At 70.5% G+C, this 13,974-nt stretch carries 12 protein-coding genes; 4 read left to right on the top strand and 8 right to left on the bottom strand.

Annotation, left to right across the window (positions count from 1 at the left end):
• Nucleotides 1-9 precede the first annotated feature (9 nt).
• Nucleotides 10-501 (bottom strand): SseB family protein, encoded by a 492-nt coding sequence (locus ACR68M_RS14990; protein WP_441250985.1) that lies wholly within the window; start codon nucleotides 499-501, stop codon nucleotides 10-12.
• 226 nt (nucleotides 502-727) lie between these two features.
• Between ACR68M_RS14990 and ACR68M_RS14985 the strand changes: the two genes are divergently transcribed.
• Together ACR68M_RS14985 and ACR68M_RS14980 are read left to right on the top strand one after the other, a co-directional pair.
• Nucleotides 728-2,557, top strand: coding sequence for an acyl-CoA dehydrogenase (locus ACR68M_RS14985; RefSeq protein ID WP_441250984.1), 1,830 nt, complete (start codon nucleotides 728-730; stop codon nucleotides 2,555-2,557).
• 222 nt (nucleotides 2,558-2,779) lie between these two features.
• Nucleotides 2,780-4,075 (top strand): M18 family aminopeptidase, encoded by a 1,296-nt coding sequence (locus ACR68M_RS14980; protein ID WP_441250983.1) that lies wholly within the window; start codon nucleotides 2,780-2,782, stop codon nucleotides 4,073-4,075.
• Nucleotides 4,076-4,137: 62 nt separating this feature from the next.
• Here ACR68M_RS14980 and ACR68M_RS14975 read toward each other — a convergent pair whose 3' ends face one another.
• The 3 genes from ACR68M_RS14975 to ACR68M_RS14965 all read right to left on the bottom strand — a co-directional run bounded on the left by ACR68M_RS14975 (nucleotide 4,138) and on the right by ACR68M_RS14965 (nucleotide 9,039).
• A complete protein-coding gene (locus tag ACR68M_RS14975) occupies nucleotides 4,138-6,159 on the bottom strand; it encodes a glycoside hydrolase domain-containing protein (protein WP_441250982.1) in 2,022 nt (673 codons plus the stop codon).
• 133 nt (nucleotides 6,160-6,292) lie between these two features.
• Nucleotides 6,293-8,125, bottom strand: a complete 1,833-nt coding sequence (locus ACR68M_RS14970; RefSeq protein WP_441250981.1) for an NHL domain-containing thioredoxin family protein — start codon at nucleotides 8,123-8,125, stop codon at nucleotides 6,293-6,295.
• A 38-nt stretch (nucleotides 8,126-8,163) separates the two neighbouring features.
• On the bottom strand, nucleotides 8,164-9,039 hold the full coding sequence (locus ACR68M_RS14965; protein ID WP_441250980.1) for a LysR family transcriptional regulator: 876 nt from the start codon (nucleotides 9,037-9,039) through the stop codon (nucleotides 8,164-8,166).
• 122 nt (nucleotides 9,040-9,161) lie between these two features.
• On the opposite strand from ACR68M_RS14965, the gene ACR68M_RS14960 reads away from it, so the two are divergent.
• Together ACR68M_RS14960 and ACR68M_RS14955 are read left to right on the top strand one after the other, a co-directional pair.
• A complete protein-coding gene (locus tag ACR68M_RS14960; protein ID WP_441250979.1) occupies nucleotides 9,162-9,695 on the top strand; it encodes a nuclear transport factor 2 family protein in 534 nt (177 codons plus the stop codon).
• A gap of 104 nt (nucleotides 9,696-9,799) precedes the next feature.
• Nucleotides 9,800-10,288 (top strand): LURP-one-related/scramblase family protein, encoded by a 489-nt coding sequence (locus tag ACR68M_RS14955; RefSeq protein ID WP_441250978.1) that lies wholly within the window; start codon nucleotides 9,800-9,802, stop codon nucleotides 10,286-10,288.
• A 33-nt stretch (nucleotides 10,289-10,321) separates the two neighbouring features.
• Here ACR68M_RS14955 and ACR68M_RS14950 read toward each other — a convergent pair whose 3' ends face one another.
• From ACR68M_RS14950 to ACR68M_RS14935, 4 genes are all read right to left on the bottom strand, one after another.
• Nucleotides 10,322-11,548, bottom strand: coding sequence for a glutathionylspermidine synthase family protein (locus tag ACR68M_RS14950; RefSeq protein ID WP_441250977.1), 1,227 nt, complete (start codon nucleotides 11,546-11,548; stop codon nucleotides 10,322-10,324).
• Nucleotides 11,549-11,553: 5 nt separating this feature from the next.
• The gene (locus ACR68M_RS14945; RefSeq protein WP_441250976.1) at nucleotides 11,554-11,859 is read right to left on the bottom strand and encodes a hypothetical protein; all 306 of its coding nucleotides are present in this window, start codon (nucleotides 11,857-11,859) and stop codon (nucleotides 11,554-11,556) included.
• A 38-nt stretch (nucleotides 11,860-11,897) separates the two neighbouring features.
• The gene (locus ACR68M_RS14940) at nucleotides 11,898-12,500 is read right to left on the bottom strand and encodes a GNAT family N-acetyltransferase (RefSeq protein WP_441250975.1); all 603 of its coding nucleotides are present in this window, start codon (nucleotides 12,498-12,500) and stop codon (nucleotides 11,898-11,900) included.
• A gap of 126 nt (nucleotides 12,501-12,626) precedes the next feature.
• Nucleotides 12,627-13,910 carry an adenylosuccinate synthase gene (locus ACR68M_RS14935; RefSeq protein WP_441250974.1) on the bottom strand — a complete coding sequence of 428 codons (1,284 nt, stop codon included), beginning with the start codon at nucleotides 13,908-13,910 and terminating at the stop codon, nucleotides 12,627-12,629.
• Nucleotides 13,911-13,974 lie beyond the last annotated feature (64 nt).

Here is a 13,974-nt window from a genome sequence, read left to right as displayed (position 1 = left end):
TACGCCCGTCTAGCCGTACATCCGCCGCATCGTGAAGTCGACCATCTGCTCCACGGCCTTGGCGTCGAACACCATCCGGTGCTCGCCCTCCATGTCGAGCGCGAAGCCGTAGCCGGTCGGCAGCAGGTCGAGCACCTCGGCCCCGGAGACACTGAAGTACTTGGACTCCTTGCCCGCGTACCGCCGCAGCTCCTTGAGGGAGCTGAACATCGGGATCACCGGGGTCGGGGTGTTGTGCAGGGCGAGGAACCCCGGGCGGTCGCCGCGCGGGCAGTGCACCTTGGAGGTGATGAAGATCGCCTGGAAGTCCTCGACCGGCATCGAGCCGGTGGTGAACGCCCGGACGGCGTCGGCGAGGGTGGGCGGCGAGGGTTCGGGGTACAGGGACTGCTGGGGCGGGCCCTGCGGGTCACCGTACGGGCCGGCGCCGGGCATGCCGTTCATCCCAGCCTGCTGCTGGTAGGGGTCACCCTGGTAGCCGGGTTGCTCGTAGCCGTACACGTGGACAGATTAGCGGTCGGGGACTGTCGGGAGGGCGGTTGATCCGGACAACTGTGGCCACTCCCACGTTGTGAGACGTGACCACCTTCATAGCCCTTTTCACGGCCCTTTTACCTTCAGGGCCTTGTACAAGTTACTTACGGGTAGCATCATGATGTCTACTGGCGGGTAAGTGGGGCGCACGGAAGCGGCGGACCCCGGAAGCGACGAACCGGAGAAAACGGCCATGGGTCACTACAAGTCCAACCTGCGGGACGTGGAGTTCAACCTCTTCGAGGTGCTCGGTCGCGACCAGGTGTACGGCACCGGTCCGTTCGCCGACATGGACGTCGACACCGCGAAGAACATCCTCAGCGAGATCACGCGCCTCGCCGAGAACGATCTCGCCGCGTCCTTCGTCGACGCCGACCGCAACCCGCCGGTCTTCGACCCGGAGACCAACACCGCGCCCGTCCCGGCCGCGTTCAAGAAGAGCTACCAGACCTTCATGGACGCCGAGTGGTGGCGCCTGGGCATCCCGGAGGCGATCGGCGGCCAGGTCACCCCGTCCTCGCTGGTCTGGGCGTTCGCCGAGTCGATCCTCGGCTCGAACCCCGCCATCTGGATGTACTCCTCCGGCCCGGCCTTCGCCGGCGTCGTCCACGAGGAGGGCACCGAGGAGCAGAACAAGGTCGCGCTGCGCATGATCGAGCGCCAGTGGGGCTCGACCATGGTGCTGACCGAGCCCGACGCGGGCTCCGACGTCGGCGCCGGCCGCACCAAGGCGATCAAGCAGGAGGACGGCTCCTGGCACATCGAGGGTGTGAAGCGCTTCATCACCTCGGGTGAGCACGACATGTCCGAGAACATCATCCACCTGGTGCTGGCCCGCCCCGAGGGCGGCAAGCTCGGCACCAAGGGCCTCGGCCTGTACATCGTCCCCAAGTTCGACTTCGACTGGGAGACGGGCGAGCTGGGCGAGCGCAACGGCGTCTACGCCACCAACGTCGAGCACAAGATGGGCCTCAAGGCCTCGAACACCTGCGAGATGACCTTCGGCGCCAAGCACCCGGCCAAGGGCTGGCTGCTCGGCGAGACCGTCGACGGCATCCGCCAGATGTTCAAGATCATCGAGTTCGCCCGGATGATGGTCGGCACGAAGGCCATCGCCACCCTCTCCACCGGCTACCTCAACGCCCTCGAGTACGCCAAGGAGCGCGTGCAGGGCGCGGACATCTCCAACTTCCTGGACAAGGCCGCCCCCCGCGTCACCATCACCAACCACCCGGACGTCCGCCGCTCGCTGATGACGCAGAAGGCGTACTCCGAGGGCATGCGCGCCCTGGTGCTCTACACCGCCTCCGTCCAGGACGACCTGATCGCGGCCCGCCTGCGCGGCGAGGACGACAAGGCCGCCGAGAGCCTGAACGACCTGCTGCTGCCGATCGTCAAGGGCTACGGCTCGGAGAAGTCGTACGAGCAGCTCGCGCAGTCCCTGCAGACCTTCGGTGGCTCCGGCTACCTGCAGGAGTACCCGATCGAGCAGTACATCCGGGACGCCAAGATCGACACCCTCTACGAGGGCACCACCGCGATCCAGGGCCTGGACTTCTTCTTCCGCAAGATCGTCAAGGACGGCGGCCAGGCCCTCACCGCGGTCTCCGAGCAGATCCAGAAGTTCCTCGGCGCGAACGAGGGCGGCGACGCCCTGGCCACCGAGCGCGAGCTGCTCGCCAAGGCCGCCGGTGACCTGGAGGCGATCGTCGGCAAGCTGCTCGCCGACCTCTCCTCGGTCGAGCAGGACGTCAAGAACATGTACAAGGTGGGCCTCAACACCACCCGCCTGCTGATGGTCTCCGGCGACGTCGTGGTCGGCTGGCTGCTGCTGCGCCAGGCGACCGTCGCGCTCGCCAAGCTGGAGGCCGGCGCCTCGGAGAAGGACGTCCCCTTCTACCAGGGCAAGGTCGCCGCCGCCCGCTTCTTCGCTCGCAACATCCTGCCGACCACCGCCGCCCAGCGGCTGATCGGCGAGGGCGTCGACAACGAGATCATGGAGCTCGCGGAGGACGCGTTCTAACCGACGCCCCCTTGACCGCCTGACACACCCTCAGTACGGAGGGGGTCTACGCACAGTGCGTAGACCCCCTCCGTGCTTGTCGTCCACCCCTGTGCGCGAGCCCTCCGCCGTTGTGGCACCGTTGTTGAAGTCACCTCGTCATGTCCGTGTACGGGCATATGCTCGGGGTCGGAGACCGGGTCCCCCGTCCGGCTTTCAGCCCTCCCTCAACCCAGGAGCAGCATGTCGACCGCCGCCCGCCCGGCCTACTTCGACCGCACGCACACCGACGACCTGATCGCCTTTCTGAGCGCCTCGCCGTCGCCGTTCCACGCCGTGGCCAGTGCGGCCGAGCGCCTGGAGAAGGCGGGGTTCCGACGGGTGGCGGAGACCGACGCCTGGGACGGGGCGACGGGCGGCCGGTACGTGATCAGGGGCGGCGCGCTGATCGCCTGGTACGTGCCCGAGGGCGCGACCCCGGCGACGCCGTTCCGGGTCGTCGGCACCCACACCGACTCGCCGAACCTCCGGGTCAAGCCCGTCCCGGACACCGGCACGGCCGGCTGGCGGCAGGTCGCCGTCGAGATCTACGGCGGCGTCCCGCTGAACACCTGGCTCGACCGCGACCTCGGCCTCTCCGGCCGCCTCGCCCTGCGCGACGGCAGCACCGCCCTGGTGCAGATCGACGAGGCCCTGCTGCGGGTGCCCCAGCTGGCCATCCACCTCGACCGCCAGGTCAACGACGGACTCAAGCTCGACAAGCAGCGCCACCTCACACCGATCTGGGGGATCGGCGAGGTCACCGAGGGCTCGCTCATCGAGTACGTCGCCGAGAAGGCGGGCGTCGACGCCGCCGACATCGTCGGCTGGGACTTGATGACGCACGACGTGCAGCCGCCCTGCTACCTCGGCAAGGACCGCGAGCTGCTCGCCGGGCCGCGCCTGGACAACCTGCTCTCGGTGCACGCGGCCGCCGCCGCCCTGGCCGCCGTCGCGGGCGCCGCCCTCCCGTACATCCCCGTCCTCGCGGCCTTCGACCACGAGGAGACGGGCAGCGAGTCCGACACCGGCGCCCAGGGCCCCCTGCTCGGCAACGTCCTGGAGCGCAGCGTCTACGCCCGCGGCGGCACCCCGGAGGACCGCGCCCGCGCCCTGGCCGGCACCGTCTGCCTCTCCTCCGACATGGGCCACGCCGTCCACCCCAACTACAGCGAGCGCCACGAGCCTGGTCACCACCCGATGCCCAACGGCGGCCCGATCCTCAAGGTCAACGTCAACAACCGCTACGCGACCGACGCCCTCGGCCGGGCCGTCTTCGCCGCCGCCTGCGACAAGGCCGGCGTGCCGTGGCAGACCTTCGTCTCCAACAACGCCATGCCCTGCGGCACCACGATCGGCCCGATCACCGCCGCCCGGCTCGGCATCACCACCGTCGACTGCGGCATCGCGGCCCTCTCCATGCACTCCGCCCGCGAACTCTGCGGCGCCGAGGACCCGTACCTCCTCGCCAGCGCCATCAAGGCCTTCCTGGAGGGCTGACGAGCACGCGAAAGGGGGGCCGGGCTCGTTACGAGCCGGCCCCCCTCTTCGTGCCGGTCCGGTCAGGACCCGCCGGTTCCGGCCCACATGTAGAGGTTGCCGGTGGGGTCGTTGCGGCCGAGCAGGTCGGCCTTGCCGTCGCCGTTGAAGTCACCGGTGGTGGCCTGCGAGAAGGCGCTCCAACCGGTGATGAGGACGACGGAGTTGTTGAAGCCTGTCTGTCCGTTGCCGGGCCAGAGGTAGAGGTTCCCGTCGGTGTTGTTGCGGGCGATCAGGTCGGCCTTGCCGTCGCCGGTGAAGTCACCGGTGGTGGCTTCGGAGAAGTTGCCCCAGCCGGTGGTCAGGACGATGGAGTCGTTGAAGCCGGTCTGTCCGTTGCCGGGCCAGAGGTAGAGAACGCCGTTGCTGTCGTTGCGGGCGATCAGGTCGGCCTTGCCGTCGCCGGTGAAGTCACCTGCGGTGGCCTGCGAGAAGTTGCCCCAGCCGGTGGTCAGGACGATGGAGTCGTTGAAGCCGGTCTGTCCGTTGCCGGGCCAGAGGTAGAGAACGCCGTTGCTGTTGTTACGGGCGATCAGGTCGGCCTTGCCGTCGCCGGTGAAGTCACCTGCGGTGGCCTGCGAGAAGTTGCCCCAGCCGGTGGTCAGGACGATGGAGCTGTTGAATCCGCCCTGTCCGTTGCCGGGCCAGAGGTAGAGCGTGCCGCTGTTGTTGTCACGGGCGACCAGGTCGGCCTTGCCGTCGCCGGTGAAGTCACCCGAGACGGCCTCGGAGTACGACCCCCAGCCGGTGGTCAGCTGGGCCGCGGGCTTCAGCAGCGTCGACCCGCCGCCCACGTTGAGGTAGTCACGGTCGATGTTGATCGAGATGCCGCCGTAGCTGTCCGTCACGTTCTGGTACTGGTGCACCCGCTGGGCGTTCGGCCAGTAGCCGGAGCCGGGGAGCCCCATGGCGCCGTCCGACACGTTGTCCTGGCTGTTCCAGTTGGCGGACCAGACCACGTCCGGGTTGGTGGACCCGGGCTGGTTGTACTGGGCGGCGAGATCCTTGATGCCGCTGGACGCGCTGGAGTAGACGCCCGACCGGAAGCCGAGGGCCCGGATCTGCTTGGTCCAGGCGGTGAGGTAGCTCTGCACCCGGTCGTGGTACGTCGTCCCGTAGTTCTCGACGTCGACGTAGAGCACGGAGCCCAGCGCGAAGCCGAGGTTGGCCGCCTGGTTCACGGCGTCGGAGGCCGCAGCCGTACCGGCCTGCTGGGCCGAGGCCGCGTCAGCGGGGATGGTCGGGCTGATGGTCGCCTGCGGGCCGACGTAGATCGGCAGGAACGACCAACCCTCCGAGGCGCGGGCGCTCACCCAGCCGGGCGTCAGGTTCGCCTGCTCCTTGCAGGTGCGGGCGGCGCCGCCGATGTAGACGCCGACCGTGCGGTACGGCGAGCTGGCGCGCCAGGTCTGCATGGTGTTCGCGGACGGCGCCTCGCAGGCGTCGAACCCGTAGCCGGTGGCCACCGTGCTGGGCACGGTGGTGGTGGCGTTCGGTGCCACCGAGCGGGGGGCGACCGGGGTCTTCGAGGTGCTGCCGGTGGTCCCCGTCGTGGTGGCCTTGGCGCCGGCCAGCAGGCCGTTGACGGTGGCGGCGGAGTCGCGGTAGTTCGCGGTGACCAGCAGACCGGTGCCGCTGATCCCGACCCGGAACTGATGGGCGACGGCGTCCTTCGCTATGACCGACTGCGGGACGGCGGTGCCCGCCGGCACCTCGGGCGCCTGCGCGCCGCGCTGGGCAGCGCTCGCAGCCGGCTCGATCAGCAGACCGTCGGCGGTGTCCCCGACACCGTGGGCCGGGCAGTCCTGGTCGGCGCCCGGAGTGCCGAGGTACACGGTGTTGTGGTCGGCCCGCACGCAGGTCCGCGGGGCCTTCTCCAGGTCCACGACCTGCCAGGCGGCGGGCACCTGGAGGTCGTAGCCCCGGTAGCTGACGTGCTGCGTCCCGGCCGTCGGCGTGGCGGCCACAGCGGGAGTCGTCGCGCCCAACACGGCGGCGGCGGAGGTGAGAAGGATGATGGCGCGTTTGGTCAGCAGCTTCTGCATGGACGCGGTGCTAGCCCTTCGGCAGGAGTAACGGCGGCGCAGCTGTCTGATGATCAGACAGCTGCGCCTATCTCGGAGGAACGGTAGTACAGGGCCTCCGAGGCATTCCGCCCGCGTCCCGTTCTTCGGGGTGTTACCGCTCGGCCGCGTCGATCCCGGCGAGGATCAGCGGCAGCCGGTCGGCGCCGCCCGGCGTCAGCCGGACGGGGACGCCCCAGTCCTGCTGGTGGACGTGACAGGCCGGGTACTCGATCGCCGGGTCGTCGTCGCACGAGGCCGCCATCGCCGAGACGTGCAGCACGCCCTCCGGCACCTCGGCGGAGAGCACCAGCTCCCTGGAGAGCGCCGAGTCCGCGCCCGTGCCCGCCAGCAGCAGCTCCGGCGGCGTGGAGCTGACCAGCAGGCGGGTGGACGGGCCGTAGCGCTCGTCCAGCTTCTGGCCGGCCGGGGCCTGGAAGACCACCTCCAGCCGCAGCGTGCCCGGCGCGACCTCGGTCGCGGCACGTTGGGTGCGGTGCGCCACCGCATCGACGCGGACGGCCTCCTCCGGCAGCCGCAGCCGGGTCAGCCGGTGCCGGGCCGACTCGACGACCACCAGGTCGCCGTCGACCAGCACGGCCCCGGAGGGCTCCCGCAGGTCGGTGGCCAGCGTGCTGACCTCCCCGCTCGCGGGGTCGAAGCGTCGCAGCGCGTGGTTGTAGGTGTCGCAGATCGCCACCGAGCCGTCCGGCAGCACCGTGACGCCGAGCGGGTGCTGGAGCAGGGCCTGCCCGGCCGCGCCGTCCCGGTGCCCGAAGTCGAACAGGCCCGTCCCGACGGCGGTGTGCACCTCGCCGGTTTCACGTGAAACCCAGCGCACCGCCGAAGTCTCCGAGTCCGCGACCCACAGCTTCTCGCCGTCCGCCGAGACCGCGAGCCCGGACGGCTGCGCGAACCAGGCCTCCGCCACCGGGCCGTCCACCAGGCCCTCGTTGGTCGTCCCGGCCGCGACCCGTACTGTCCCCGCCACCGGGTCGTACGCCCAGAGCTGGTGCACCCCGGCCATCGCGATCCAGACCTCGCCGTCGAAGAACGCGACGTCCCACGGCGAGGACAGGTCCACCTCCCGCGCGGGCCCGGCCGTCGCCGCACCCTGCCACCACTGCTTCCCGGTGCCCGCCAGCGTCCGCACCGAGCCGTCCGCCAGCCGCACCCCGCGCAGCGCGTGATTGACCGTGTCGGCCACCACCACGTCGTAGTCCAGCCCCAGCCCCTCGGGCACCAGCGCCAGCCCCTGCGGCTCGCTGAACCGCGGCGCCGGGCCGTCGACGAGCCCGCGCTCGCCGTCCCCGATCCGCCGCACGACCGTCTCGCCGTCCTCCGCGAGCTCGACCAGCGAGTGGTGCCCGGAGTCCGCGACCAGGTAGTGCCCGTCCGGCAGCCGCACCGCCTTCCCCGGGAACTTCAGCTCCCCGGCGACCGGCTCCGGCGCCACGTACGGCCCGTCGCCGCGCCGCAGCGTCCCCTTCGCCCCGTGCTCGGCCTCCAGCTCCTCCACCAGCCGCTCGATCGCGTGCGCATGCCCCTCCCCGGCATGCTGCGCGACGACGTACCCCTCCGGGTCGATCACCACCAGCGTCGGCCAGGCCCGCACCGCGTACTGCTTCCACGTCACCAGCGCCGGGTCGTCCAGCACCGGGTGGTGCACCTCGTACCGCGCCACCGCATCCACCACGGCCTGGTGGTCGGCCTCGTGCACGAACTTCGGCGAGTGCACCCCGACGATCACCACGGTGTCCCGGTGCTTCTCCTCCAGCTCCCGCAGCTCGTCCAGCACGTGCAGGCAGTTGATGCAGCAGAAGGTCCAGAAGTCCGCGATGACGATCTTCCCCCGGAAGTCCGCGAGCGTCAGCTCCTTCCCCCCGGTGTTGAGCCAACCACCGGCGCCGACGAGTTCAGGGGCACGGACACGTGCACGAGTAGCCATGCCCACATCCAACCCCATCGGACGTGGACGCATTCCGGTCACCGCTGGTCCGGGGTGGTGTCGCGGAGCAGGTCCGAGGCGGCTTCGGTGAAGGCGCGGATGCGGGCGGTGGCTCGGTCGGCGGGCCAGAGTAGGCCCCACTCCAGGGGTGGGGTGTCGGTGAGGGGGAGGTAGGTGATGTCGGGGCGGGGGTGGTAGCGGCGGGTGTGGGCGCCGACGGGGAGGACGGCCTGGCCGGCGCCGACGAGGGCGAGGGCCTCGTACAGGGTTGCGGCCGCCGGCTCTGGGCCGCCGGGGTGTTGGGGGTCGGGGTGCTGGAGGCCGGACAGGTGCAGGACGGGCAGCCCGTCGAGGTCCTCGGTCGAGACGTTGCGGCGGCCGGCCAGGGGGTGCCCGGTGGACACGGCCAGCGCACGGCCCTCGCGGACCAGGGGCGGGCCGCAGACCATGTCAGGTGCCTCGACCGGGAAGGGGCCGAAGCCGAGGTCGGCCTCGTCCTCGCGCAGCCACCGCAGCAGCTCGGCCGGCTGCGCCTCGCGCAGCCGTACCTCGCAGCCGGGCGCCCGGTCACGGAACAGCTCGGCCGCACCGGTCAGCAGTTGCCCGGCGGCTGCGCCGACGAAGGCGACCCGCAGGGTGCCAAAGACGCCCCGCCCCGCCTCGGTCGCCCGCTGCAACGCAGCGCCGACGCTTGCCCAGGCGGGGCGGATCTCCGTCACCAACTGCCTTCCGACCGGCGTGAGTTCGACGCGCCGGCTGGTGCGGTGGAAGAGCGGGGTGCCGACCCGCCGCTCGAGCTTGCGGACGGTCTGGCTGATCCGGGCGGTGGAGACGTGCAGGCGCTCGGCGGTGCGGCCGAAGTGCAGCTCCTCCGCGAGGGTCAGCAGGGTCTCCAGCTCGTGCCGCTCGATCACGCGCCCTCCCACCGTTAAGTCCAAGTTCACGATCATGGCGCAGGCGGCCGTTGTTCGCCACCGAGCGCGGTAGCAGAGTAGGCGTTGCCGCTCACCGACCCTCTCCCGCACCGGAGTACACGATGACCACGCCCGCCGTTCAGGCCCACCACGCTCACGCTCACCACGCGCTGACCGCCGCGCCCGGTGACACGGCCGCCGTCGTCGCCGAGCTGCGGGACCGTGCCGAGATCACCGACGCCCTGTACCGCTTCGCCCTCGGCCAGGACCTGAAGGACCGTGCGCTGTTCGCCTCGGCCTTCACCGAGGACGCCGAGCTGGACTTCCGCCCGGCCGCCGCGCGTTGGGGCGCCGAGCTGCCGTTGATGACCGGCCGGGACGCCATCGTCACCGCCGTCCTGGCGATGTTCGCCGGCCGGGTGGACACCACCCACCAGGTCACCAACGCCCGGATCACCGTCACCGGGGACACCGCCCGGATGACCGCCCTGGTCGAGGCACAGCACCTGCTGATCACCGACCCCGGCACCCACGCCCTGCTCAAGAACCCCTACGAGGTCGAGCTGGTCCGGGACGGGAGCCGCTGGCTGATCAGCCGGATGCGGATCGACAACACCTGGCTCCTCGGCGACCCGCTCGCCATTTTCGGTGGCTGAGGGTCTGTGACAGAACTGATGCGGCGGTGGTACCGGATGACGGGTGGTCGGGTGGGCAAGATGGCACCTGACAGACCGGGCCGCGTCGATGCTGGGAGTGCAGGATGAAGTACGTGATGAAGGAGCGGATGTTCTCGCTCGGGGACGACCACTGGATCGAGGACGAGCACGGCGAGAAGGCCTACCTGGTGGACGGGAAGGTGCTGCGGCTGCGCGACACCTTCGAGCTGAAGGACCAGACCGGGCAGATCGTCGCGGTGGTGAAGAAGAAGGTCGTCACCGTCCGGGACGCGATGAAGATCGAGAACGCCGACGGCGACGTGGTCGCGACCGTCCGGGAGAAGCTGTTCACGCCCTTCCGCGACAAGTACAAGGTCGAGCTGGAGAGCGGCGGCGAGCTGGAGATCCACGGCGACCTGCTCGACCGCGACTACCGGATCGAGGACGAGCACGGGAAGCAGCTCGCCGAGGTCTCCCGCCGCTGGTTCAGCATCCGGGACGCGTACGGCATCAAGATCCATGACGGCGCCGACATCCCGCTGCTGCTCGCCGTCGCCGTCTGCCTCGACCACATGGTGGCCGAGGAGCACTGACCCCCTGCTCAGCCCCCGGCGGCTGATCCCCGGTCAGCCCCCGGCGATGATGTGCGGCAGGAAGCGCGCACCCTGGTGCGTGATCAGACTGTCGTCCGTCTCGCGGATGCCCAGCCCGGCCGGCTCGCCGTCGACGACCCAGGCGCCGAGCACCGGCCGGTTGCCGTCGAAGTCGGGCAGCGGGTGGAGCTGCTGGTAGCAGTGGCCCTCGGCGCCGTAGCGGTCCGGGTCACCGGCCCAGTCGGCCAGCCGGTCGACGCTGCCGTCAGGGGTGACGATCCGCACGTCCGTGCCCTCGCGGCCGAGCAGCGGCTTCGCCGCGTAGCCGGTCGTGGTGAGTTCGCGCGGCCCGTCGAGGTAGGCGGGCAGCAGGTTGGGGTGGCCGGGGTTGAGCTCCCAGAGCACGGCGAGCAGCGCCTTGTTGGAGAGCAGCATCTTCCAGGCCGGCTCGATCCAGAGGGTGTTGCCGCTGCTGCCGCCGTGGTCGATCCCGGCCAGCAGCTGCGGCGCGAACTCCTCCTCGACCAGCCACTCCCAGGGGTAGAGCTTGAAGACCGACCGGATGTACCGGTGGTCGAGGTCGACGAACCGCCCGCTCAGCCCGTCGAGCCCGATGTCCTCCATCGCGATGCCGACGGTCTCGATCCCGGCCTGCTGCGCGGTCTCCTGGAGGTAGAGGGTGGTCAGCCAGTCCTCCCCCTCGGTGTCGCCGCGGGAGTGGGCGAAGTGCAGCGGGCCGGGCGGCAGCAGGTGCTTCTGCCGGGCCCAGGCGGCGACCAGCCGCTCGTGCAGGGAGTTCCACTGGTCGGCGCCGGGGAAGAGCTGCTCCATCCAGAACCACTGCGGGCTCGCGGCCTCGATCAGCGAGGTCGGGGTGTCGGCGTTGTACTCGAAGAGCTTCGCCGGGCCGACGCCGTCGTACGCGAGGTCGAACCGGCCGTAGACGGAGGGCTGTTCGGCCCGCCGCCGCCAGGATTCGGCGATCACCTCGGCGACGCGGCCCGAGGTGATGCCGTACTCGGCGTACCGCCGCTCCCGCACCACGTGGTCGACGGCGTCGAGGCACAGCTCGTGCAGCTCCTCGACCACGCCCTCCAGCGCCTCGACCTCGGGCAGCGTGAACTCGTAGTACGCGCTCTCGTCCCAGTAGGCGTGCGGGCCGCCCTGGTTGCAAGGGTCCTCGCAGACGGCGTAGACGAGCCCCTGGCTCTCCACCACGGCCTGCCAGTCGGGTCGCGGGGTGCGGGTGCGGCGGCGCATCGCCGTCAGCCCCCGCCGGAGCCGCTGGGGCAGCCGAAGCCGCCGCGCTTGGTGGCGGCCTGGTCGAAGGTGCCGCCGGCGGCGGTCAGCGAGCCGGAGTCGCAGTAGTACCAACGGCCGGAGGCTCTGCTGTCGGTGCAGGAGTGGTTGTCCAGCACCTTGAGGCTGCCCGGGTCGACGCAGCGGCGCGGGGCGCTGCCGGAGGACGAGCAGCTGGTCAGGGCCAGGGCCAGGGTGCCGACCATGCCCAGGGCGACGGCACCCGAGCGGCGGCGCCCGGCCGCCGGGGCGGTGGTGGGGGAGGGCGTCATGACGGACAAGCGTACGACGCCCGGTGTCGCGAAGCCCCTCAGTGCCCCGGTGCCCGCGCCGTCAGGCGCTCCCGGGCGGCGGGCCACTCGTCCCGCAGCATCGAGAAGTGGACGCTGTCCCGCCAGCTGCCGTCGGGCCGGCGGCGGTGGCGGCGGAAGGTGCCCTCGTACTGGGCGCCGAGGCGGCGGATGGCGTTCTGCGAGCGCTCGTTCAGGTGGTCGGTCTTCCAGAGCACCCGGCCCATGCCGAGTTCGTCGAAGGCGTGGGTGAGCAGCAGCAGCTTGGCCTCGGTGTTGACGGCGCTGCGCCAGTACGCGCGGCCGTACCAGGTGCCGCCGATCTCCAGCAGCTCGTTCGTGGCGCTGGCGTCGAAGTAGCAGGTGACGCCGATCGCCTTCCCGCTCTCCAGGCTGATCACGGCGAACGCGACGCACGAGCCGTCCTCGACCTCCTGGAGGCGGTCGTCGACGATGGCGCCGAGCTCGGCCTCCGTCCGGGGTGTCGGGTCCGGCAGCCAGCGCCAGACCTCGTCGTCGGCCCCGCAGGTGGCGAACAGGTCGGGCACGTGGGCCCGGTCGAGCGGCTCCAGCCGGACGTGGCGGCCGGTCAGGACGGTGGGGGAGGGCAGTCGAGCGGTCATGCCTCGACGATAACCAGCCATTGAACTAGAAGCAAGATATATCTGCCTTAGTGCAAGCAGGCTCCCCGGGGATGGCAAGAAGCCCCGCCCGCCGGAAGGCGGACGGGGCTCTCGGAGCGGGGTGACCTAGATGAACGAGTTGATCTGGATCGTCTCGGTCCGGCCCGGCCCGACGCCGATGGCCGAGATCGGCGCGCCGGACATCTCCTCCAGCGCCTTCACGTAGGCCTGCGCGTTCTTCGGCAGGTCGGCGAAGGTCAGGCACTTGCTGATGTCCTCGGTCCAGCCGGGGAGGTTCTCGTAGATCGGCTTCGCGTGGTGGAAGTCCGACTGGTTGTACGGGAGCTCCTCGACGCGCTTGCCGTCGATCTCGTACGCGACGCAGACCGGGATCTCCTCCCAGCCGGTCAGCACGTCCAGCTTGGTGAGGAAGAAGTCGGTCAGGCCGTTCACGCGGGTCGCGTAACGGGCGATCACCGCGTCGAACCAGCCGCAGCGGCGGTCACGGCCGGTGGTGACACCGCGCTCGCCGCCGATCCGGCGCAGCGCGTCGCCGTCGGCGTCCAGCAGCTCGGTCGGGAAGGGGCCCGAGCCGACGCGGGTGGTGTACGCCTTCAGGATGCCGATGACCCGGTCGATCTTGGTCGGGCCGATGCCCGCACCGGTGCAGGCGCCGCCCGCGGTCGGGTTCGAGGAGGTCACGAAGGGGTACGTGCCGTGGTCGACGTCCAGCAGGGTGCCCTGGCCGCCCTCCAGCAGGACGACCTTGTTCGCCTTCAGCGCCTGGTCCAGGACGAGGGTGGTGTCGGCGAGGTAGGGGCGCAGCTTGTCGGCGTAGCCGAGGTACTCCTCGACGACCAGCTCGACCGGCATGGCGCGACGGTTGTAGAGCTTGACCAGCAGCTGGTTCTTGTCGTGCAGCGCGGCCTCGACCTTCTGCTGAAGGATCGATTCGTCGAAGAGGTCCTGCACCCGGATGCCGATGCGGTTGATCTTGTCGGCGTAGGCCGGACCGATGCCGCGACCGGTGGTGCCGATCTTGCGCTTGCCGAGGAAGCGCTCGGTGACCTTGTCCAGGGTGCGGTGGTACGGGGTGATCAGGTGGGCGTTGCCCGAGATCAGCAGCTTCGAGGTGTCGATGCCGCGCTCGTCCAGGCCCTTGAGCTCGGAGAGCAGCACGCCCGGGTCGATGACGACGCCGTTGCCGATGACCGGTACGACGTTCGGGCTGAGGATGCCGGAAGGCAGCAGGTGGAGGGCGTACTTCTGGTCGCCGATGATCACGGTGTGACCGGCGTTGTTACCGCCCTGGTAGCGGACGACGTAGTCGACGGAGCCGCCGAGCAGGTCGGTCGCCTTCCCCTTGCCCTCGTCCCCCCACTGAGCGCCAACGAGCACGAGTGCCGGCACAGGCGTACACCCCTTCCGGTTGGGGCATCCTGCGTAGGCCGCAGTCTGCCCCGAGATAGACGAA

Origin of the sequence: Kitasatospora sp. McL0602 (assembly GCF_052076145.1) — a bacterium.
Lineage (GTDB): Bacteria > Actinomycetota > Actinomycetes > Streptomycetales > Streptomycetaceae > Kitasatospora.
This window is presented reverse-complemented; position numbering and strand designations above follow the sequence as displayed.

Excerpts from the sequence above, each read along its gene's own strand:
- ACR68M_RS14950 (WP_441250977.1), bottom strand. The coding sequence starts at position 11,548 with ATGCGCCGCCGCACCCGCACCCCGCGACCCGACTGGCAGGCCGTGGTG.
- ACR68M_RS14960 (WP_441250979.1), top strand. The coding sequence starts at position 9,162 with ATGACCACGCCCGCCGTTCAGGCCCACCACGCTCACGCTCACCACGCG.
- ACR68M_RS14940 (WP_441250975.1), bottom strand. The coding sequence starts at position 12,500 with ATGACCGCTCGACTGCCCTCCCCCACCGTCCTGACCGGCCGCCACGTC.
- ACR68M_RS14975 (WP_441250982.1), bottom strand. The coding sequence starts at position 6,159 with ATGCAGAAGCTGCTGACCAAACGCGCCATCATCCTTCTCACCTCCGCC.
- ACR68M_RS14955 (WP_441250978.1), top strand. The coding sequence starts at position 9,800 with ATGAAGTACGTGATGAAGGAGCGGATGTTCTCGCTCGGGGACGACCAC.
- ACR68M_RS14970 (WP_441250981.1), bottom strand. The coding sequence starts at position 8,125 with ATGGCTACTCGTGCACGTGTCCGTGCCCCTGAACTCGTCGGCGCCGGT.
- ACR68M_RS14945 (WP_441250976.1), bottom strand. The coding sequence starts at position 11,859 with ATGACGCCCTCCCCCACCACCGCCCCGGCGGCCGGGCGCCGCCGCTCG.
- ACR68M_RS14985 (WP_441250984.1), top strand. The coding sequence starts at position 728 with ATGGGTCACTACAAGTCCAACCTGCGGGACGTGGAGTTCAACCTCTTC.
- ACR68M_RS14980 (WP_441250983.1), top strand. The coding sequence starts at position 2,780 with ATGTCGACCGCCGCCCGCCCGGCCTACTTCGACCGCACGCACACCGAC.